We start from the raw sequence: 21,667 nt of genomic DNA on the forward strand, positions 1-21,667 counted from the left end.
CGCGGGCGCGCCGGATCGGTCCGGCCGAAGTCGCTCGATCCGTGGCCGAGGTGCGAAACGGATATCGTCGCGGCATGTCTTCTCGCAAAGTGGGAACCCAGCGCGCCTTCGACGCGGCGGCCGCCGATTTCGCCGCGCTCGGGCGGCATCTGTGGGGGCCGATCGGCGCGGCCACGGTGGCGGTCGCCGGACTCGGCGAAGGAGACCGTGTCCTCGACGCCTGCTGCGGCACCGGGGCTTCGGCGATTCCGGCGGCGCACGCGGTCGGTGCCGGGGGTGTGGTGGACGCGCTCGACCTCTCCGGTCCGATGATCGGCGAGTTGCGCCGTCTTTCGGCCGATTTGCCGCAGTTGCGGGCGCACGAGGCCGACGCGACGGCGTGGGACACCGGCGGGTACGACGTCGTGCAGTCCGCGCTCGGCATCTTCTTCTTTCCCGACATGACGGACGGAACCGAGCGGCTGATCGCCAGGGCCCGCTCCGGCGGCCGGGCGGTGTTCACGATCTGGCGCGGCGGGGCCATGGTGGCCGCGGGTCGTCAGCTCGGCCGTGCGGTGGCCGCGGTGACCGATTCCGCGCCGCCGCCGGAGCGCGCACCGGGCCTGATCGATCGCATCGACCAGGCGGGCACTTACGCCGATTGGCTTTCCGAGCGGAATCTGTCCGATGTGGACGTCGTGGTCAACGAACTGCGGCTGACCATGACGCCGGAGATCGCCTGGCTGGTCGTCATCGGCTCCGGGTTCCGGGGACTCCTCGCGGACCTCGAGCCCTACGTCGTCGAGCAGGTGCGCGAGCGCTATCTCGAATCCTTGCGCGCCGAAGGGCTGGCCGAACTCGACGCCACCACGCTGATCGGCTCCGGCACCGTCCGCTGACGGTCACAGCCCTTTCGGTGTACAGTCGTTCACTCAAACCGGGGTGAACGGCGGGACACGGGTGCGACCAGACAACGACTCCTCTGTTCGGGGCCGAGGGCAAGGGCCGTTCGGCTCCTGGCTGCTCGGCCCGCTCGCTCAGGACGCGCCCGTGTTGCGCCGTCGCGTCCAGGGGCTGCTCACCGGGACGCTGATCGCGACCAACGTCATCGGCGCGCTGGTCGTGGTCGGGCTGGCGGCGCTGCTCATGCCCGCTCCCGGGATGTCCGGTGACCTCATCCGGGTGACCGCGGTCGCGGTACCGGTCTACGTGGTCTCCGCCGTGGTGGTCGGCGCGCTGTGGGGCACCCGCGGCGCGCTGCGGACCTTGCGGTGGGCGGCCGAGGGCCGGACGCCGACCGACAGGGAACGCGTGTCGAGCCTTCGGGTCCCGTTGCGCCTGACACTGGTCCAGGCGGTGTTGTGGGGTATCGCGACCGTGGTGTTCGGCGTGCTGGCCGCGCTGGTACAGCCCCGGGTCGTGCTCACCGAACTGCTCGTCGTCGCGTTCGCGGGAGTCGTCGTCTGCGCGATCGCCTACCTCGCGGGCGAGTTCATCCTGCGGCCGTACGCGGCGCTGGCGTTGTCCGGCACCTTGCCGGCGCGGCCGCTCAGCGGCGGCGTGAACCTGCGGATGCTGCTGTTCTGGTGCCTCGGCACCGGGGTGCCGGTGGCGGGGCTGGTGGTCACGGCGGTGCTGGCGTGGGCGCGCGGCGACGTGTCGACGACGAAACTCGCCATCTCGGTGATCGCCCTCGGGCTGGTGGTACTGGTCTTCGGGCTGCTGGTGACGGTGTTCACCGCGCGCGCCGTGGTGAACCCGATCCGGTCGGTGCAGCACGCGCTGGGCCGGGTCCGGGCCGGTGACTTCGCCGTGGAGATCCCGGTCTACGACGGCACCGAACTCGGTCTGCTGCAAGCGGGTTTCAACGGGATGGCCGCCGGCCTCGCCGAACGCGAACGTTTGCGGGACCTGTTCGGCAGACACGTCGGCGAGGACGTCGCGAGCGAGGCGATGCGTACGTCGGCCGAACTCGGTGGCACGGTGCGGACGGTGTCGGTGTTGTTCGTCGATCTGATCGGCTCGACCGCGCTGGCCGCGAGCCGTCCGCCCGAGGAGGTCGTCGGCCTGCTCAACCGGTTCTTCGCGGTGGTGGTCGACGAGGTCGACCGTAATCACGGGCTGGTCAACAAGTTCGTCGGTGACGCCGCGCTCGCGATCTTCGGCGCGCCGGTGCGGCTGGAGGACCACGCCACCCTGGCGCTTTCCGCGGGACGGGCGATCGCGCGCAGGCTGGCCGCGGAGGTACCGGAATGCCCGGCCGGGATCGGCGTGGCGACGGGTGAGGTGGTCGCCGGGAACGTCGGCGACCCGCGGCGGTTCGAATACACGGTGATCGGCGATCCGGTCAACGAAGCGGCCCGGCTCACCGAGCTGGCGAAGAACGTCGAAGCCCGGCTGCTCGCTTCGTGGACGGCGATCGAGTCGGCCGCCGAAGCCGAAGCCGCGCAGTGGAAGGCGACGGAGGACGTCACCTTGCGGGGCCGGTCCCGGCCCACCACGCTCGCGACGCCGGTGGTGGATTCACAGCCTTTGTGAAGGCGCCGTGAATCTTGCGCGGCGGCTCGCGCTCCGCCGGTGGCGGACCGTGAACGATCACAGCGGTTCCTTCGCGCCTGGTGAGGGCGTTGTTCCCGAAGCCAGGGCGGCGCACGGTGATCTCCCCATCCCCGTGTCGAAGGAGACATCTGTGAAGAGCCTTTCGAGGGCCGCGCTGGCGACCGGAGCCGCCGTCTTCGCGCTGAGCATGGTGCCCGCCACCGCGTTGGCGCAGTCCGGCGACGGGGACCGGCCCAGCGGCCTGATCACGACCCAGACCCACACCCAGGTGCGGGAGATCGCGCCGGTGGCCGGGACCGCGATGACGGTCGCCGCGACGTCCGCGTCCAAGCAGCTGAACTACACCCAGCAGGTGCAGCAGTACAACCAATGGTGCTGGGCCGCGGACGGTTCGAGTATCGAGCGGTCGATGGGCGGCACCGCCACCCAGGCCCAGTTCTGCGCCGCGGGCAAGGGCACGTCGGCCGGATACTGCCCGAACCAGCCCGCCCAGATCTACGAAATCGTCCGCGGTTTCCGCGGCACCGGCTTCTCCGCGCAGGACGCGGGCGGTCCGATCGGCTTCAGCTCGGTCGTCAGCCAGATCGACGCCGGGATCCTGAACCTGACGGGCATCTACTGGACCTCCGGCGGTGGCCACGCCGAGGTGATCTACGGCTACGACTCGGCGAACCAGTCGATCATGGTCGGCGACCCGTGGCCGACCTACCAGCGCTACCAGACCTGGAACTACAACCAGTACCGCAGCAACGGCCAGTTCCGCTGGAACGACACCATCGTCAACATCCGGAAGGGCTGAGGCGCGGCCATGAACACGATCTGCCGGAAGTTCGCCGGCTGTCTCGCCGTGGCCGTCGCGACGCTGCTGCCCGCCACGCTGCCCGCCTCGGCGAGCGAAGGAGTCGTCCCGCCCTCGGACGGCGATCTCGCGGCGGCCGTGCGTGTCGCCGGGCAGCCGGACGCGATCGGTCTCGCGAGATCGAACTTCCGGCAGGTCGACCACGTCGAACCGCGACGGATCACCATGGGGCAGAAGGGAATCCCGGTCTACACCCTCAATCCCGACTTCGTCAGGGGTGTCGAGGGGGCACCGGTGGGCGTGCTCAGATCCGTCGCCGTGACGGCGACCGCGGATTCCGGTCAGAAGGCCACGCTGCAGGCGATGCCGGAGGGGCCGGGGAAGTGGGTCGCGGCGAGCGTGTTCTCCGGAAACGACGAAGAGACCCTGAGCGCGCGGCTGAAGCCCGGTTCGGTCCTGCTCAACGAACCCCAGATCAACGGCTGGTACGAACTGGGGCCCGACGGCGTGGTGCTGCTGCAGGCGAGCCTGCCGCAGTCGCCGGTGGGGAAACTCGTCCCGCTTTCCGACTACCAGCGGGAAGTACACGGCCGCTACGCCGACAAGCTGCCGGGATCGGACTATCAGCGCGGTGGCGGGATCGGCTTCACACAACCGGTTCCCCCGCCTGACGGCACCGGGATTCCGATCGCGATCGTGGCGGGCTTGACCACCGCCGCGGTGGGCGTCGTGCTGGTCGTGGTGTGGCGGCGGCGCCGTCTCACTCCCAGATGAGGTCGATCCCCGCGATGCCGACGTCGAGTTCCTCGAAGTAGGCACTGACCGTCGCACCCGGTCCGGGATGCAGCGGCTCGCTGACCACTGGTGCGAGATCTTCGCGCTCCCGTACGGTTTTGACGCAGCGCGCGGGAAGCGCGCTGCCGTCGAAACGCATGCGGAGCAGGTACGCCGACATGCGCGACCGCACCGTCCGGTGGAAGCAGGTCGAGCGGACGGACGCGGCCAGCCGCAAAGTGAACGCGAAGGTGTGCGTTTCCCCTTCGGCCAGGCCCCGGTCGAAGAGAAGCTCGAACACCATCCCCGGCGACGTGGCGCTTCGGCGCACTCTGCCTCTTCGGCAGCCGTCGGTGGCGAAGACCGTCGTGGCCTCCATGTCCGTGCCGGGCTCATCCTGATGGGTCACCACGAAACCGTCTGCGCCGGCCTCCCTCGCCCGCACCACCATCGTCGAGGTGATCTCCGAGATCCGTCCTTCGCCGGTCATGGTCAGCACGTCGACGACGGTCACGACGTCGAGCTTCGCGTTGCCCTCCGTGCCGGGCGACGTGCTCAGTTCGTCCAGCAGTGAACAGGTCTCGGCCCAGCTCTGCCGCAGTTCGGCGACCGAGGGCCTGCGGTCGTCGCCCGGTGACCGCCGCTGCGGGCCGATCAGGACGATGAGGCTGTCCGGCGTCAGGCCCAGCACCGCTTCGAGCGCGCGGACGACGTCGAGCGAACGCGGTGTCGACGGATGCCGGAGCCCGCGCTGCCAATAGCTCAAGGTCGATTCGGCCACGGAAACGCCGCGTGCCGCCAGATGCGCGCGGATACGGGACAGGGAAAGGCCGCGATGCTCCACCGCCTCGGAAAGCGCGCGATGGAACGGGCCGGATCTGCTCTCACGTTCCTGGTACATGGGCACACCCCCACCGACACCGGGTTGGCGCAAAGCATGCGCAGTCGGGCGCCGGTGGACAACCGCCTAAGGTCGAAAACCGGACTTTCAGGCGAATTCGAGCCGCAGGCTTTCGAGGCCGCGCAGCGTCACCTGCTTGACCCAGACCGGATCGGCGGTCCGTTGGAAGGCGCGCCCGGCACCGAGCAGCGCCTCGAAGACTGTCCGGCCTTCCATCCGTGCGAGCGGGGCGCCGAGACAGAAGTGGATGCCCTGTCCCAGTGCGAGATGCCTCGGCGAGGGGCGATCCACGTCGAAGCGGTCCGGGTTCTCGTGCGTGCGCGGGTCGCGGTTGGCCGCTCCCAGCAGCACGACCGCCTGGGCGCCTTCGCCGACGAGCTCGTCACCGATCGTCGTGTCCCGCAGGGCGAGCCGTGTCGTCAGCTGGACGGGGGAGTCGTACCGGAGCATCTCCTCGACCGCGTTCGGGATCTTCGACCGGTCCTCGGCCAGTTTCCGGTGCTGTGCCGGATGGTTCAGCAGCGCGAGGATTCCGTTGCCGATCAGGTTGGTCGTCGTCTCGTGCCCGGCGACCAGGAGGAGCATCGCGGTGATCACCAGCTCGCCCTCGCTGAGCCTGTCACCCTCGTCGGAGACCGACACCAGATCGGAGAACAGGTCGCCGGTCGGCCGCTTCCGCCGTTCCTTCGCCAGCTCACGGAAGTAGGAGACGAACTCGCGCCGGGCCGCGACGGCCGCCACGACGGTCTCTTTCGCGATCAGGAAGGACGGGTCGAGCGCGCGCCCCATGGCGTGCGACCATCCTTCGAAACGCTCGCGGTCGGCCAGAGGCACCCCGAGCATCTCGCTGATGACGACGACCGGCAACGGCTTCGCGATCTCGGTCATCAGGTCGAATTCGCCCATTTCGAGCGCTTTCGCCACGAGTTCCTTCGCCAGTTCCTCGATCCTCGGGGCGAGCTGCTCGATCATCCTCGGGGTGAACGCCTTGGAGACCAGCCGCCGCAGCCGTGTGTGATCGGGCGGGTCGAGAGCCAGGAACGACCGGATCACCCGGCCCTGCTCGTCCACCGGCTCGTTCTCGTGCGGATCCGGCAGCACCTCCGGTTCCCCGTGGCCGAACGCGGGGTTCTTGAGCAGGGCGGACGCCTCTTCGAACCCGCTGACCACGAAGAACCCGTCGGCGGCCGCGAAGACCGGACCGCGGTCGAAGACCTGGCGGTAGAACGGGTACGGATCGGTCCTGGTCTCCGGCGTGAGCAGGTTTTCGAGCATCACCCGATCCTATGCGCGGCCGCGCCGGCGCATAGGCGAAAGTGTTCGCATGACTGTCGACGCGATGATCGAAGACTTGCGGACCCTCGTCGAGATCGAGTCGCCTTCGGGGGACATCGAGGCTTTGACGGCGTCGGCCGGGGCGGTCGCCGCACTCGTCGAGGCCCGCCTCGGCGGGACGGCGACCCTGATCGAGAGCGCGGCGGGACCGCATGTCCGATGGTCCGGCGGCGGTGAACCCAGCGTGCTGATCCTGGGGCACCACGACACCGTGTTCCCGGTCGGCACCCTGGCGCGCCGCCCGTTCGCGGTCGCCGACGGGCGGGTGACCGGGCCGGGGGTGTTCGACATGCTCGGCGGACTGGTGCAGGCGATCCATGGCCTGGCCGCACTCGGCGATCTGTCCGGGGTCGAGATCCTCGTGACGGCCGACGAGGAAACGGGTTCGCACGAATCCCGGGCGCTCATCGAGGACCGCGCCCGCGCGTGCGGCGCGGTGCTCGTCTTCGAAGGTGCGGCCGATGGCGGCGGTCTCAAGATCGGCCGCAAGGGCTGCGGGACGTTCGAGGTCGTCATCACCGGCCGGGCGTCGCACGCCGGCCTCGAACCCGAGTCGGGCGTGAACGCGCTGACCGAAGCCGCGCATCAGGTGCTGGCGATCGCCGCGCTCGATCGGCCGGTGGCCGGGACCAGCGTCACCCCGACGGTCGCTTCGGCGGGAACGGCCGGCAACGTGGTGCCCGCGTCCGCGACCGTCGTGGTCGACGTCCGCGTCGAGTCCGCCGAGGAGAAGGCGCGGGTCGAAGCCGGGTTCGCCGCGCTCACCCCGCGTCTCGACGGGGCGAAAGTCGAAGTGCGGGGCGGGATCCACCGGCCGCCGATGCCCGAGTCGGCCGCCGCGGACCTGTTCGCCGTCGCGGAGCGGCTACTGCCCGGGGTCGCCGGGGTGGCCGTCGGCGGCGGGAGTGACGGCAACCTCACAGCCGCGGTCGGCATCCCGACCCTCGACGGGCTCGGCGCCGTCGGCGGCGGCGCCCACGCCGATCACGAATACCTGCTGGTGGAGTCGATGGTGGAGCGGGCAGGACTGGCCACCGGGCTGGTGAAGGCGATCCGAGGCTTCTGACTGGGTCCGCGAGCTCAGTTCTTGCCCGATTTCGGGCAAGAACTGGCGTTTCGGAAGCCGGATGTGCATGATGAGCTCCGTGGAGGACGCGGACATCGTCGAGCAGGTGGCCTTGTCGACAGGTTTGTCGACGGCCATCGCCGCCCGTGTCGTCGAGGACGTCCTGGCGTTCTACCGGCAGCCCGCCGAGCAGTACGTCCGGTCGAGGCATGCCCAGTTGCAGGCGGAGGGAAGGAAGAACCCCGAGATCTTCCCCCTGATCGCCGGCGAACTGAGCCGCCGTCTCGTCGCGCCTCCCGACCTGTCCGAGCGGCAACTGCGCCGCATCGTCTACGGCTGACGGAGCACGTCCGGTCTTCGCGTGCCTGTCCGTTTTCTTTTGTGAGGTTGACTCGTCATGTGCGGAATCGTCGGCTACATCGGCGGCCAGAACGCCGCTCCGATCCTGATCGAGGGGCTGACGCGGCTGGAATACCGCGGCTACGACTCGGCCGGGATCTCCGTCCTCGGCGGTAAGGGTGCCCAGGTGCACCGGATCGTGGGGCGGGTGCGGAATCTGACGGCGGCGCTGCCCAAGCGGCTCGCGGGCAAGGTCGGCATCGGGCACACGAGGTGGGCGACGCACGGTCCCGCGACCGAGGCGAACGCCCATCCGCACGTCTCCGAAGACGACCGGATCTCCGTGGTGCACAACGGGATCATCGACAACGCCGACGCACTGCGCGAGCAGCTCACCCAGGCGGGAGTGACGCTGTCGTCGGAGACCGACACCGAGGTGCTCGCCCACCTGATCGCGCGGTCGGGTGCGAAGACGTTGGAAGAAGCGGTCGTCGAGGCGGTCTCCCGGGTCACCGGCACCTACGCGATCGCCGTGACCGACACCGAGCACCCCGATCGCGTCGTGGTCGCGCGGAACGGCTCGCCGCTGATCATCGGCGTCGGCGACCGGGAGATGTTCGTCGCCAGCGACCTGTCCGCGCTGGTCCGGCACACCTCGCAGGTGGTGCACCTCGACGACGGCGAGTTCGCCAGCGTCTCGGCCACCGGCTACCGCACCTTCACCGTCGACGAGAGCGACACCGGCAAGGCCGCGACCGCGATCGACATCCAGGCCGACGACCTCGATCTCGGCGGCCACCAGCACTACATGTACAAGGAGATCCAGGAACAGCCGGAATGCCTGGAGCGGATGATCCGGGGCCGTCTCGACGACCGGTTCGGAGTGTCCCGTTTGGACGGTCTGAACCTGACTCCCCGTGATCTGCGCGGTTTCGCGCGGGTGAAGATCCTCGGCTGCGGCTCGGCGTACTACGCGGGCCAGATCGGCGCCACCATGATCGAGGACCTGGCGCGGGTCCCGGCCGACGCGGAGGCCGCGTCCGAGTTCCGCTACCGCAACCCCATCATCGAAGCGGACACCCTCTACATCGCGGTCAGCCAGTCCGGCGAGACCGCGGACACCGCGTTCGCCGTCGAAGAGGTCAAACGCAAGGGCGGCCGGGTGGTCGGCCTCGTGAACGTCGTGGGCTCGACGATCGCGCGGGCCTGCGATGGCGGCCTGTACCTGCACGCCGGTCCGGAGATCGCGGTCGCGTCGACCAAGGCGCTCACCAACATGGCCGTCGGCTTCGCGATGATCGCACTGGCTCTGGGCCGCGTCCGCGACCTGTCCAACGCGGACGGGCAGCGTATCGTCGCGGCGCTGCGGGCGCTGCCGAAGCAGGTCGCGGCCATCGTCGAAGCCGAGTCCCAGATCGCCGAGCACGCCAAGATCTGCGCGGACGCGCGCAGCCTGTTCTTCATCGGCCGGGTCCGGGGCTTCCCGGTGGCGCGGGAGGGCGCGCAGAAGTTCAAGGAGATCTCGTACCGGCACGCGGAGGCCTACCAGACCTCGGAACTCAAACACGGTCCGCTCGCGCTGATCGACGAGGAGCTGCCGACGGTCGCGATCGTGCCGTCCGACGATCTCGCCGACCGCAACCTGGCCGCGATGCAGCAGATCAAGGCGCGCAAGGGTCAGGTGCTGGCGATCACCCACGACGACGTGGACTTCGGCGATCTCGACGTGCCGCGGTTCGTGGTGCCGCGTTCGGAGCCGGAACTCGACCCGATCCTGCTCACGATCCCGCTGCAGCTGCTGGCCTACCACGCCGCGCTGATCCTCGGCCACGACATCGACAAGCCCCGGAACCTCGCGAAGTCCGTCACCGTGGAATGATTTCCGGCCTCAGCGATCGAGGGAGTCCGCGATGAGGCAGTACCTGCTCGCCGTCCAGCTCGACGAAAGCGAGCGGGACGCGCCCGAGGACGAGGTCCGGGCGATGCTGGCCAGGACGGGCAAGGTCACCGACGAGATGAAGGCCGCCGGGTCGTGGGTCTTCGTCGGTGGGCTCGAGCATTCGGACGTCTCCACGGTCGTCCGGCCCGCCGGCGGGACGATCACGATCACCGACGGCCCGTTCGCCGAGACGAAGGAGCAGCTCGGCGGGTTCTGGGTGATCCAGGTCGAGGACCTCGACGAGGCGCTGGCCTGGGCCGAGAAATGCGCGCTGGCCTGCGGGCAGCCGATCGAGGTGCGGCCGTTCGGCGACCCACCGCTTCGGCCCTGATGGATTTCGACGGGATCTACCGGGCGGAGTACGGCCGGTGCGTGGCCACCCTGACCCGCCTCCTCGGCGACATCTCGCTCGCCGAGGAGGCCGTTCAGGACGCGTTCGCGACGGCGGTCGAGAAATGGGAGAAGACGCCGCCCAACCCGGGCGCGTGGATCGTGACCACCGCCCGCAACCGGGCGATCGACCGTCTGCGCCGGGAATCCACCCGCGAGGCACGGCACGCGCAGGCGTTGCTCCTGCACGCACCGGACGAGCCCCGGGAGACCGGGCCGGTACGCGACGACCAGCTCCGCATGATCTTCACCTGCTGCCATCCGGCGCTTTCGCCGCCCGCGCGGGCGGCGCTCACCCTGCGCCTGCTCGGCGGGCTGGAGGTGGGGGAGATCGCGCGGGCGTACCTGGTCCCGGAAACGACCGTCTCCCAGCGGATCGTCCGCGCGAAGAAGAAGATCCGCGACGCGGGCATCCCGTACCGGGTGCCGGGGGACGGCGAACTTCCCGAGCGGCTGGACTCCGTCCTCACCGTGCTCTATCTGGTGTTCAACGAGGGGTACACGTCCACGTCGGGTGAGCTGCTGCGGACGGACCTCTGCCTGGAGGCGATCCGCCTCGCGAGGGCGCTCGCCGAGCTGATGCCCGGCGAGCCGGAGGTGACCGGGCTGCTGGCGCTGCTCCTGCTCACCGAAGCACGACGGCCGGCGCGAGTGGGGCCCTCCGGTGAGCTGGTGGTGCTCGCGGAGCAGGACCGGTCGTTGTGGAACCGGGAACTGATCGCCGAAGGCCACGAGCTGGTGCGGCGATGTCTGCGTCTCGACCGGCCTGGCCCGTATCAGGTGCAGGCCGCGATCAACGCGGTGCACACGGACGGCGAGTCGACCGACTGGGCGCAGGTGCTGGCGCTCTACGACCAGCTGTGGCGGCTCGCCCCGACGCCGGTCGTCGCGCTCAACCGCGCGGTCGCCGTCGCCGAGGTGCACGGTCCGGCGGCCGCGCTGGCTGGTATCGAGGAGCTGGACCTGCCGGGGTATCACCATCTGCCCGCCACACGGGCGAATCTGCTGTCCCGTCTCGGCCGGACCGAGGAAGCCGTCGCCGCCTACGACGAGGCGATCGCCTTGGCCACCAACGACACCGAGCGGGCCTTCTTGCGGGCCAAACGGGCAGTCCTGTCGTAGTTTCGGGCAGAGGTTCTGTCCTCAATGGACGGAGGGGGTTCCGTTGTCGGACCGGCGGGAAACCAACTATTGTCGCCATGACCGCTCGTCCGCCACGGCAGGAGGTGACCGTTGTACGCCGAAGAGCGGCAGCGCGCCATCCTCAAGCAGGCCAGGCGGAACGGCCGTGTCGACGTGGCGACGCTCGCGGCCGCTTTCGAGATCACCAGCGAGACCGTCCGTCGTGATCTGACGGCGCTGGAACGCAGCGGAGTGGTGCGACGGGTGCACGGCGGCGCGATCCCCGTCGAACGGCAGGGCATCGAGCCCGGGCTCGATACCCGTGACGCGGTGATGACCGCGGAGAAGGACCGTATCGCCGCCGCGGCGCTGGAGCAGATCCCCGACGGGGGCGCGATCCTGCTGGACGCGGGCACCACCGTCGCCCGGCTGGCGAACCTCGTGCCCGCCGACCGTGAACTGACCGTGGTCACCCCTTCGCTGCCGAACGCGTTCGCGCTCGCCAACCGGCCCGGCGTCACGCTGATGCTGGTCGGCGGAAGGCTGCGCGGCCACACCATGGCGTCGGTCGACGGCTGGGCGCTCGACGCCCTCAAGGACACCTTCGTCGATGTCGCTTTCCTCAGTACCAGCGGTCTTTCCGTCGAGCGGGGGCTCACCACCCCGGACACCGCCGAGGCGATGGTGAAGCGCGCGGCCATCGCGTCCGCGCGGCGGACGGTGCTGCTGGCCGATCACACCAAGATCGGTGACGACCACTTCGCCCGGTTCGGGGGCCTCTGCGATGTCGACACCCTGATCACCGACCGCGGGGCCGAACCGCGGGAACTCGACGAGATCGGCCGGGCAGGCGTCAAGGTGATCATCGTTTGAAGCGTACGGGCGAGCGGCTCGCCGGATACCTGATGACAGCGCCGTTCTACGTCCTCTTCGGCGTGTTCGGTCTTTTCCCGCTGCTCTACACCGCCTGGGTGGCGCTGCACCACTGGCATCTGGTCAACGGTGACACCGGATTCGCCGGGCTCGGCAACTTCGCCGTCCTGCTCCAGGATCCGCATTTCTACAACGCGCTCTTCAACACGGTCAGCATCTTCGTCCTTTCGACCGTCCCGCAACTGTTCGCCGCCCTCGGGCTCGCCGCCCTGCTCGACCGTCCCCTGCGGGCGCGGACCCTGTGGCGGGCCAGTGTGCTGCTGCCCAACGTCGTCTCGGTGGTCGCGGTGGCGCTGGTGTTCAGCCAGCTGTTCGCCGAGGACTACGGCGTCGTCAACTGGGCGCTGGGCCTGGTGGGGCTCGACCCGGTGGACTGGCGGTCGGACCGGTTCGCGTCGCACGTCGCGGTGAGCGCGATGGTGATGTGGCGCTGGACCGGCTACAACGCGCTGCTCTACCTCGCGGCCATGCAGTCCGTGCCGCAGGAGCGTTACGACGCGGCGATGCTCGACGGTGCCTCGCGCTGGCGGAGCTTCTGGTCGATCACGGTGCCCGCGATCCGCCCCACCATCGCCTTCACCGTCGTCGTCTCGACCGTCGGCGGGTTGCAGCTGTTCGCCGAGCCGCAGCTGCTCGACGAAACCGGCGTCAACGGCACCGGTGGCGCCGACCGGCAGTTCCAGACACTGGCCATGTACTTGTACGAGAAGGGGTTCGGCGAGTTCGACGCCGGATACGCGGCGGCCATCGCGTGGCTGCTGTTCCTGTTCTCGGCCGTGTTCGCGCTGGTCAATTTCTCGCTCGTGCGCCGGATGCGGGGCGGTGAGTGATCGTGGCGGCGAGAGAACGGACCGGTTTCGTCGTCTACGGGCTGCTGCTCGCCGTCGTCGTCGCGTCGATCTTCCCGTTGTACTGGTCGTTCGTGGTGTCCTCGAAGGACAATTCCGCGCTCGGGGAGACTACCCCGCCGCTGCTGCCCGGCGGCAACCTGATCGAGAACGTCGAGCGGGTGTTCGGGACCGTCGACTTCTGGCTGGCGATGCAGAACTCGCTGATCGTCGCCGGCACGGTGACCGTGTCGAACGTGCTGCTCTCCAGTATGGCCGGATTCGCCTTCGCCCGGCTGCGGTTTCCCGGTCGCGACTCGCTCTTCCTGGTCGTCATCGGCACCGCCATGGTGCCCGCCCAGCTCGGTGTCATCCCGCTGTACCTGGTGGTCGGCGAACTCGGCTGGTACGGACGGCTGGAGGCGGTGATCGTGCCAGGGCTGGTCGGCGCGTTCAGCGTGTTCTGGATGCGGCAGGCGTGCGAGGAGGCGATCCCGGGCGAACTGCTGGACGCCGGACGCGTGGACGGCTGCTCCACGGCGCGGCTGTTCTGGAACGTCGCCATGCCCGCCATCCGCCCGCAGGCCGCGGTGCTCGCGATGCTGACCTTCATGACCGCGTGGAACGACTTCTTCTGGCCCTTGATCGTGCTCGACCCCAACGCGCATCCGACCGTCCAGGTGGCGTTGTCGCGGCTGGCCAGCGGCTACTTCACCGACTACTCGCTGATGCTCACCGCGGCGACGATCGGGGTGCTGCCCGTGATCGTGCTGTTCATCGTGCTGGCCAGGAAGGTGGTCGACGGGGTGATGCGGGGCGCGCCGCGGGCCTGAGTGGCGTTGAGCTCTGCCGGGCTGTTGCCGTTTTTCGGCGACGGTCAGGTTCGCCCGGTGCCGCGGTGCTGTGGTCGTTTTGGTGACGCTGAAGACGGTAGTGGCTCCTTGGCCAGCGCCGATCGAGCCGTGGTCGTTTTTCGGCGATGGGTCAGAACGGTGGTGGTTGCTCGGTGCGGGGTTCGTGCAGTGGCGGTGGTGTGCTGTCGTAGCTCCGCCCGGTGGGTGTGGTGATGGTGAGGGTCCCATCGGATGCCAACTGGTAGTTCCAGCCGGGTTCGTCCTTCAGCCGGTGGTCGCGGCGGCAGAGATCGACCAGCTCGGTGTCGGCGGTATGGCCACCGTGCTGCCAGGGCAGGGAATGATCGAGGTCGCAGGCTTGGGCGACGCGGTGGCAGCCGGGTCTTCGGCATTCCCGGTCCCGTACCCGCACGAACTCGTCCAGCCCCGCTGTCGGCCGGTACCGGTCGCGGCCGAGGTCGAGGACTTGCCCGGAGAGCGGATCGGTGATGATCCGCCGCAGCACGGTGTTCGGTCCGCTGGCGATGTGGCGGGCGAGCGAGGCCGGGATGTGGCCGTGTCCGGCCAGTTCGGCGGGATCGTCGTTCAGGCCGAGGTAGGTGTTGAGGTCCATGTAGAGGAACACTTCGGACCGTTCACTGGTCCCGCCTTGGCCGCCGAGTAGAAGGTCGAGGGCGACGTCGGCGCGCAGCTGATCCAGGGTGCGGGTCTCCCCACCGGCCCGCAGCGCTCGTGCTTCGCGGTCGATGCGGGTGTAGGCGGCGGCGACTTTCTCGACGGGGCCATCCTCGACTTCGATGGAGGCCACTCCGGTGTCGCCCTGGCGGACAGAGAGCCGACGTCCGGTGCGATTGTGTTCGGTCCGCCGGGCCGCTCCGTCGCGGTCGGCCATCATCGCGGCGTGGTTGGCCGCTTTGCGGATCTGGTCGGAGTTCCGGTCCGGTAGCCGGTCTTCCAAGACGGCGTCGACCGCGCGGGCATCCTCGTCGGAGAGCCACGCCGTCGCCGCGGCGACCTTCATCGCCCCATAGCCACCCACCTTCCCCTGATCCAGCAGCCCCAGTGTGCGGGGCAGGCGAGACACCAACGCCTGAGCCGTCGACACCAACCTGGCCGCATGACCATCCACAACGGACAGTTCGAACGCGACCTCCTGCACCACACTGGCGGCATCGTCACGATGACGGCCCAGCTGTCTCAAGGCACGAAACCGGACCGCCTCCAGTCGTGCGATCCCCTCCGACGCCGCCACTGCCGCGGCGATGGCGTCCTTGTCTCCCAACGAATCCAGCGAAGCATTGACCTCCCTGAACGCATCCGACTCGGTGATTTCCTTCAGCAGCGCCACACTGGCGTTAAGAGTGTCCACACCCAGAACGTACAACCGACCACCGACAATTTCTGGACTCAGGATTGTCGCCGGTTTCCGGCAACAACCGACCGCCGACAGTTTCGGCCCCAGGAGTGTAGCCGATTTCCGGCAACAACCGACCACCGAAAATTCCCGGACCCAAGACCGTCGTCGATTTCCGGCAACAGCCAAGACCAACCGCTAAAGACCGTTGCGCGCCACCACGTCCGCATAGAACCGGGCGCTGTCCTTGAGCACTCGTTCCTGGGTTTCGAAGTCGACGTGCACGAGGCCGAACCGCTGCGTATATCCCATGGCCCACTCGAAATTGTCCAGCAGCGACCAGGCCATGTAGCCGCGGACGTCGGCGCCGCGCTCGATCGCGTCGTGGACGGCGGCGAGGTGTTCGGCGAAGTATCGCACGCGCTTTTCGTCGTGTACGCGGCCTTCGACGACCTCGTCCTCGAAGGCCGCACCGTTCTCGGCGATCACGAGTGGCAGGCCGGCGCAGTGTTCGTGCAGCCACAGCAGAAGTTCGGTGAAGCATTCCGGCCGTTGCTCCCAGCCGAGCGAGGTCAGCTCGCCGCGGGGTGGCTGGACGTCCATCCCGCGCAGGCCCGGCAGCGGGCAGTTGCTGTCGGTCTCCGGGTCTTCGAGCGGGACCGCGCGGGCGGGCGCGTAGTAGTTGACGCCCAGGACGTCCAGCGGCTGCGCGATGATCTCCAGATCACCGTCGGCGATCGCCGGTTCCAGTGTGCCGAGATGTGCCAGATCCGCCATCAGTTCGGGCGGGTAGCCGCGGCCCAGCAGTGGATCGAGGAAGAATCTGTTGTGCAGGAAGTCGAATTTGCGCGCGGCCTCGCGGTGCGCGGCGTCGTCCACATCGGTCAGCACCGGGGCGAAGTTGAGCACGATGGACACTTCCCGCTCGCCGCCACCAGACCGCAACGCCTGTGTCGCCTTGCCATGTGCCAATAGGAGGTTGTGCCCGGCGACCAGCGCCGCGCCTTCGTCCCGGATGCCCGGTGCATGATCTCCGTTGCCGTAGCCGATGAAGGCGGCGCAGAACGGCTCGTTGATCGTGGTCCACTGTCGCACGCGATCACCGAGTGCTTTGTGGACGGTCAGCGCGTACTCGGCGAAAAGGTCCGCGAGCTCGCGATTCGGCCAGCCGCCTTCCGCTTGCAACGCTTCCGGGAGATCCCAGTGGTAGAGCGTCACCATCGGGGTGATCCCGTGTGCCAGCAACGTGTCGACAAGACGGTCGTAGAAGGCGAGACCACGTGGCTCGACCGTGCGTCCGTCCGGCATGACCCGCGACCACGCGACGGAGAACCGGTAGTACGGCACCCCGAGTTCGCTCAGCAGGCGGACGTCCTCGCGGTAACGCCGATAGTGATCGCAAGCCGGATCACCGGTGGCCAGGCCGGATCTCGCGGTGAAGGTGTCCCAAATGGACGGTCCTCGGCCGTCCGCCGTCGTCGAGCCCTCGATCTGGTACGCCGCCGTGGCCGTACCCCACCGGAACCCGGCCGGAAACCCGCGTGTCACGCCGTCCCCGCTCATTTGGCGGCCGCGGCGCGGCCTTCGGTCGCGGCCTGGTTCCATGCCTGGTCGAGCGATTGTTTTCCCTCTTCGACACGGCCGAGCGCGTGCCCGTACACCGGGCGCACCTCGCCGTCGCGCAGCCCGCGGTAGTTCGGCCGCAAGGCCTCGGCGGACGCGGCGAAGATCTTCCCGATCGGCGCACCGCTGAAATACGGGCTGGTGTGGGAAAGCACCGCACTGTCCTGGTAGGCGCCCAGCGCACTCGGCAGCAGCCCGCTCTCCAGGAAGATCCGTTTCTGCTGTTCGGGCGCGGTGAGCCAGGCGGCGAGGTCGTACGCCTCCTTGCGGTGCGCGCCCTGCTTCGGGACGGTCAGGAACGAACCGCCCCAGTTGCCCGCCTTGCCCGGAACCGAGGTGACGTCCCATTTACCCGCGAGCTCCGGGCCGCCCGCCTCTTCGATCTGGGTGAGCATCCAGGCGGGGCAGGTGATGGCCGCGAACCGGCTCTGCTTGATCGCCACCGTCCACGGCTGCGTGAAGGTGGTGACCGCCGCCGTCTCCTTCTTCAGCGCCATCCCGCCCGCGAGCTCGAAGGCCTTGCGCACGTTGGGGTTCGTGTCGGCGATGAACCGGTCGTCCTTGGAGAAGTAGTTCTCCTGCGCCTGGTTGAGCATCGCCGTGTAGACGGTGCCCGCCGAGTCGGCGAATTTGACGTCGTCCGGTGCCTTGGCGCTGAACCGTTCCCCGGTTTCCGCGAACTTCTCCCAGGTCGGCCACAGCGCGGCCACCTGCTCGCGGTCGGTCGGCAGCCCGGCGTTCGCGAACAGATCACGGCGGTAGCAGAGGGCGAGGCTGCCCATGTCGGTGCCGAGGCCCATCACGAACCTCCCGCCCTCGGCGGTGCCCTGGTCCCATTTCCAGGCGGGCCAGTGCTCGCGGAGACCCTGCGCGCCGAACTCGGACAGGTCGCTGAACTTGTCCGTCGACTGGCGGAATTTGGGGAGGTACTGCTCTTCGATCGCCACCACGTCCGCGCTGCCGCGCCCGGCGCCGAGCCCGGTGGCGAGCTGGCGGTGATGCGTCTCGAAGTCGGCGACCCGGCCCTCGACGGTGATTCCCGGATGGGCCTTTTCGTAGTCGTCGAAGAGTTTTTCGTATCCGAACTCGCCGAAGGTGGCGACGGTGAGTTTGATCGGACCGCCGGCTTCCGGTGTGCCGGAACAGCCGGTGAGCAGCAGCACGAGGGCCGTCATTCCGGCCAGCATGCGGGTCATGGTTCTCCTCGGTCGTGTGAACGCGCCTCAGGCGAGTCGTCTCGGCAGCTGGTCGCCGACGGTCAGCCGGGAATCGGCGTGCAGTTTGGTCAGCACCCTGGACACCAGCGACTGCACCGTCCTCCTCGGGAGGCTCAGTTCCGTGGCGATCTCCGGATTGGACAGTTTCGCCGCCACCAGCCGCGCGACCCGCAGCTCCAACGGTGACAGCGACCCGCTGTGCCGGGGGCCTCGTTCCGCGCGGCTCAAAACGCCGTAGCGGCGCAGCCTGTTTTCCGCGCGGCGGATGCTCCAGGTGGCACCGACCGGCCCGAGGACTTCGCACGCCTCGGTGAGCGAACGGGTGGCCGCTTCGAGGTACCCGGCGCGGCCGAGCAGTTCGGCGGCGTCTTCCAGTGCCGCCGCGAGTTCGATGGGACGGCGGACCTCGCGATAGTGATCGGCCGCGGCCAGCATGCCTTCGGGGTCGCCGTCGATCAACGCCCGGCATCGCAGGGCGGCGGCGGTGGCCCTGGCCGGCACGGTCTCCTGGCTCGCCTCCTCGGCGCAGACGGCGAGCGCTTCCTGTGCGACGGCGTCGTTCCCGGCGGCGATCGCGACCCGGACGACGTCGGGGAGCCATTGGTGACGCAGCATCATCCGGGCGTAGTCGGGGCGCAGTACCGGCGCGAACAACCGCAGCGCGTCGTCGAGTTCGCCGCGTTGTTCGGCGGCCATCGCCTGTGCCGCCAGGTAGAAGTCGCAGCTCTCGCGTTCGGACGAGTTCGACGGCGAGTGCGCCTCGGCCGCTTCCAGATGGGCGCGGACGGCGACGCGTTCGTCGCGATGGCCCGCGATGAGGGCGGCGACCCCGTGCAGCAACAGGGCGGCGGCGCCCGGTTCGCGCACGCCGTAGAAGGTGATCGCCGGACCGTCCTCGGTGACCGAGTCCAGTTCGGCCAGTGCCTCGTCCCAGCGCCCGGTCCAGTAGTAGTGCACGGCCGCCGAGACCTGCGGGCCGGTCGGCAGGCCATGCCGTGCGGCGGTCTCGTACCCGGCGTGCAGCGTGGCGTCGGCCTCGCCGAGCCGGTCGAGGTTCTGCAGGGTGAAGAGCCGGTTGTCGAGCAGATCGAACCGCAGCGTCGCCAGGTCGGCCTCGTGGCCCGCGGTCTCCAGCGCGGCATCGATCGCGGTCAGCGCCCGGTCGTGCTCGCGGCGGATCGAGTGCACGAGCCACAACGTCTGCTGCGCGTGCGCGGCGGGGTAGCGCTCGCCCGCTGCGGCCGCCTCGGCGTGCAGGCCCCGCGCGATCCGTTCGGTCTCGTCGAGGTCGTCGAGGGTGCCGCGTCGGAAGTTGGCGAGCAGCGTCCGGGTGCTGGTGCGCCACAGTTCCGGCATCGACGGGTCGTCCGCGGTGTCGCCGAGTGCCTCGATCGCACCGGGTGTGTCGCCCCGGCGGTAGCGCAACGCGGCCAGGAAATGCCGCATCTGCGCCAGATCCGCCTTGTCCACGACGGTCTTCACCGCCTCCTCGGCTTCGGTCTCGGGAGCCAGTTCGAGCCGGAACAGCACGCGTACCAGCGCGGCGATCAGCGTCTCCCGTTGCGCACGGGTGGGCACCGTGCTGTCGAGCGCGCCGCGGAGCAGGTCGGCCGCGATATGCGGGGCGCGGTTGGACACCGCGACGTGGTTGGCGGTGAGCCAGCCCGCCAGCCACGGGTCGAACGGCACCGGCCCGGCCGCCAGCTGCTCGGCGACCCGTTTGACCGGCGCGCCCGCCCGCGCGAGCGATTCGGCGGCGCGCCGGTGCAGCGCGGCACGGACCGGTTCGGCGATGGCGCCGTAGAGCGCCTGCCGCTGGAACGGATGGTGGAAGGCGAGTTTGTCGCCGGCGTATTCGATGACGCCCGCGGTGGTGGCGGGCTCCAGCTCCTGCAGTACTTCGAGCGGGCTCTTCCCGGCCAGCGTGGCGATGTCCTCGACGGCGAACTCCGCCCCCAGCAGGGAGGCGGTGCGCAGGATCTCGGTCGTGGCCGGGTCGAGGGTCTCCAGCGTCCTGGCCACCGCCGCCAGCAGCGACCGCGGCGCGTTCTCGGTGCCGTCCAGCGTCACCTCGGCCACGCCCGCCGTGATCCGCACCGAGCCCGTCCGGACCAGGTCGTGCGCGACTTCCCTGGCGTAGAGCGGATTCCCGGCCGCGCGCCGGACCAGCGGGCGCAGGCTCGGCCCCAGCTTCGCCGCGAGGATCACCTCGAACACGGCGGCGATGTCGTCGTCGGTCAGCACCTCGACTGGCATGATCTCGCCGTCCCTCGCTTCGATCCCGCGACGCAGCTGGGCCAGATCCCGGCGGCCGTGCCCGGTGCGCGTGGCGGCGACCAGCAGCAACGGCAGCTGGCGGGTGGCGGCGGCCAGCCGCTGCCACAGCAGCACACTGGCCTCGTCGGCCCAGTGGAGGTCGTCGATCACCAGCACCAGCGGGCCCGCCGCGCAGGTCTCGTCGACCAGCGTGAGCAGTTTGTCCACAGTGGACAGGATCGGGTCGGCGGGTCCCCAGTTCCCGTGCGCGGGCTCGGCGTGCAGCTCGCCGGCCAGCTTGGCCTTGGCCGGATCCGCCGCGCCGTGGTGCACGCCGAGGCATTCCATGATCACCTGGAGCGGGAACCGTTGCTGCAGCTCGTCGGCCGCGGTCCAGGCGAGCTGGCAGCCGCGCGCCGCGGCACCAGCCAGCCCGGCGATCAGCAGCTCGGATTTGCCGATGCCCGGTTCGCCTTCGAGCCAGACCGGGCGGCCGCGGCCGGCGAGGACGTCGGTGACGAAGCCGTCGAGCCGCTCGACCTGCCGGGCGCGACCGGGCAGGCGGCCGTGGCCGCCCCGGTCGATCGCCTTGGCCACCGGCGGCGGCACGACGCGGACCGGAACCGGTTTCGGCGCGGTGACGGGTTTTTCACTGCCGTCGAGGATGCGCTGGTGCAGATCCCGCAGCGGGGCACCGGGTTCGACGCCGAGTTCGTCGCGGAGGATCCGCCTGGCTTCGCGGTACGCGCCGAGCGCTTCGATCTGGCGCCCGCTGGCGTGCAGGGCGCGCATCAGCGTCTCGTGCAGCGACTCACGCAACGGGTGCCGCTGCACCAGCGCGGTCAGCTCGGCCACCACTTCACGGTGGTCGCCGGTGCCGAGCAGGGCCGTGGCGCGCAGTTCGGTGGCGGTCAGCTGGAGTTCGGCGAGCCGGACGCGTTCCGCTTCGGCGAACGGGCCGGGCACGCCGGAGTAGGCCTCGCCGCGCCAGAGTCCGAGCGCGGAGGTGAGCAGCGCGGCCGCGCCCCGCTGATCGGAATGTGCTGCTCTGGCGGCCGCGAAGTCCTTTTCGAACCGGTGGACGTCGAGCGCTTCACCGTCCAGCCGCAGCGCGTAACTCGATCCGGACGAACGCAGGATCTCGTGCGCGTCGCCGCCCGCCTTGCGGATCGCCCCGCGCAGCCCGGAGACATAGGTGTGGACACTGCCGGTGGCGCTGGCGGGCGCCGACCCGCCCCAGACGTCCGAGATCAGTTCGCCGAGGGAGATCGCCTGGCCGCGCCGCGTCGCCAGGGTGGCGAAGACCGCGCGCTGGCGGGCGGGCCCGAGCTTCAGCTCGACGTCGCCGAGCCAGGCACGAGGCGGCCCGAGCAGCTCGACGCGCAGCCCGTTCGTCACGC

At 69.6% G+C, this 21,667-nt stretch carries 18 protein-coding genes; 12 read left to right on the top strand and 6 right to left on the bottom strand.

Annotation, left to right across the window (positions count from 1 at the left end):
* Positions 1-74 precede the first annotated feature (74 nt).
* The 4 genes from ACIBTM_RS28705 (at position 75) to ACIBTM_RS28720 (ending at position 4,111) form a co-directional block, all read left to right on the top strand.
* Complete coding sequence (locus tag ACIBTM_RS28705) at positions 75-878, top strand: class I SAM-dependent methyltransferase (RefSeq protein ID WP_395880258.1); 804 nt, start codon at positions 75-77, stop codon at positions 876-878.
* A 61-nt stretch (positions 879-939) separates the two neighbouring features.
* On the top strand, positions 940-2,517 hold the full coding sequence (locus tag ACIBTM_RS28710) for an adenylate/guanylate cyclase domain-containing protein (RefSeq protein WP_395880259.1): 1,578 nt from the start codon (positions 940-942) through the stop codon (positions 2,515-2,517).
* Positions 2,518-2,668: 151 nt separating this feature from the next.
* A complete protein-coding gene (locus ACIBTM_RS28715) occupies positions 2,669-3,337 on the top strand; it encodes a papain-like cysteine protease family protein (RefSeq protein ID WP_395880260.1) in 669 nt (222 codons plus the stop codon).
* A 9-nt stretch (positions 3,338-3,346) separates the two neighbouring features.
* Positions 3,347-4,111 (top strand): hypothetical protein, encoded by a 765-nt coding sequence (locus ACIBTM_RS28720; protein ID WP_395880261.1) that lies wholly within the window; start codon positions 3,347-3,349, stop codon positions 4,109-4,111.
* On the opposite strand, the gene ACIBTM_RS28725 is transcribed toward ACIBTM_RS28720, so the two are convergent.
* Complete coding sequence (locus ACIBTM_RS28725) at positions 4,098-5,012, bottom strand: XRE family transcriptional regulator (protein WP_395880262.1); 915 nt, start codon at positions 5,010-5,012, stop codon at positions 4,098-4,100. The two genes, ACIBTM_RS28720 and ACIBTM_RS28725, sit on opposite strands and share 14 nt — an antisense overlap.
* Before the next feature lie 87 nt (positions 5,013-5,099).
* Complete coding sequence (locus tag ACIBTM_RS28730; RefSeq protein ID WP_395880263.1) at positions 5,100-6,287, bottom strand: cytochrome P450; 1,188 nt, start codon at positions 6,285-6,287, stop codon at positions 5,100-5,102.
* A gap of 49 nt (positions 6,288-6,336) precedes the next feature.
* On the opposite strand from ACIBTM_RS28730, the gene ACIBTM_RS28735 reads away from it, so the two are divergent.
* From ACIBTM_RS28735 to ACIBTM_RS28770, 8 genes are all read left to right on the top strand, one after another.
* Positions 6,337-7,413: a M20 family metallopeptidase gene (locus ACIBTM_RS28735; RefSeq protein WP_395880264.1), complete on the top strand. Its 1,077-nt coding sequence runs from the start codon at positions 6,337-6,339 to the stop codon at positions 7,411-7,413.
* A gap of 67 nt (positions 7,414-7,480) precedes the next feature.
* Positions 7,481-7,753, top strand: coding sequence for a hypothetical protein (locus ACIBTM_RS28740; protein ID WP_038522954.1), 273 nt, complete (start codon positions 7,481-7,483; stop codon positions 7,751-7,753).
* 57 nt (positions 7,754-7,810) lie between these two features.
* Entirely contained in the window at positions 7,811-9,631 is a 1,821-nt protein-coding gene (glmS, locus tag ACIBTM_RS28745; protein ID WP_395880265.1) for a glutamine--fructose-6-phosphate transaminase (isomerizing), read from the top strand.
* 31 nt (positions 9,632-9,662) lie between these two features.
* Positions 9,663-10,022 (top strand): YciI family protein, encoded by a 360-nt coding sequence (locus tag ACIBTM_RS28750; protein ID WP_395880266.1) that lies wholly within the window; start codon positions 9,663-9,665, stop codon positions 10,020-10,022.
* Complete coding sequence (locus ACIBTM_RS28755; RefSeq protein ID WP_395880267.1) at positions 10,022-11,203, top strand: RNA polymerase sigma factor; 1,182 nt, start codon at positions 10,022-10,024, stop codon at positions 11,201-11,203. Before ACIBTM_RS28750 ends, ACIBTM_RS28755 begins: the two co-directional genes overlap by 1 nt.
* Before the next feature lie 111 nt (positions 11,204-11,314).
* Complete coding sequence (locus tag ACIBTM_RS28760; RefSeq protein WP_395880268.1) at positions 11,315-12,076, top strand: DeoR/GlpR family DNA-binding transcription regulator; 762 nt, start codon at positions 11,315-11,317, stop codon at positions 12,074-12,076.
* A complete protein-coding gene (locus ACIBTM_RS28765; protein ID WP_395880269.1) occupies positions 12,073-12,966 on the top strand; it encodes a carbohydrate ABC transporter permease in 894 nt (297 codons plus the stop codon). Before ACIBTM_RS28760 ends, ACIBTM_RS28765 begins: the two co-directional genes overlap by 4 nt.
* Before the next feature lie 2 nt (positions 12,967-12,968).
* Positions 12,969-13,796 carry a carbohydrate ABC transporter permease gene (locus tag ACIBTM_RS28770; RefSeq protein WP_395880270.1) on the top strand — a complete coding sequence of 276 codons (828 nt, stop codon included), beginning with the start codon at positions 12,969-12,971 and terminating at the stop codon, positions 13,794-13,796.
* 151 nt (positions 13,797-13,947) lie between these two features.
* Here ACIBTM_RS28770 and ACIBTM_RS28775 read toward each other — a convergent pair whose 3' ends face one another.
* The 4 genes from ACIBTM_RS28775 to ACIBTM_RS28790 form a co-directional block, all read right to left on the bottom strand.
* Positions 13,948-15,165: a DUF222 domain-containing protein gene (locus ACIBTM_RS28775; RefSeq protein ID WP_395880331.1), complete on the bottom strand. Its 1,218-nt coding sequence runs from the start codon at positions 15,163-15,165 to the stop codon at positions 13,948-13,950.
* 204 nt (positions 15,166-15,369) lie between these two features.
* Positions 15,370-16,719: a GH1 family beta-glucosidase gene (locus ACIBTM_RS28780; RefSeq protein ID WP_395880271.1), complete on the bottom strand. Its 1,350-nt coding sequence runs from the start codon at positions 16,717-16,719 to the stop codon at positions 15,370-15,372.
* 11 nt (positions 16,720-16,730) lie between these two features.
* Entirely contained in the window at positions 16,731-17,990 is a 1,260-nt protein-coding gene (locus tag ACIBTM_RS28785) for an ABC transporter substrate-binding protein (protein WP_395880272.1), read from the bottom strand.
* A 27-nt stretch (positions 17,991-18,017) separates the two neighbouring features.
* Positions 18,018-21,665, bottom strand: a complete 3,648-nt coding sequence (locus tag ACIBTM_RS28790) for a BTAD domain-containing putative transcriptional regulator (protein WP_395880273.1) — start codon at positions 21,663-21,665, stop codon at positions 18,018-18,020.
* Positions 21,666-21,667: the final 2 nt, after the last annotated feature.

Origin of the sequence: Amycolatopsis sp. NPDC049868, from assembly GCF_044461365.1 — a bacterium.
Lineage (GTDB): Bacteria > Actinomycetota > Actinomycetes > Mycobacteriales > Pseudonocardiaceae > Amycolatopsis.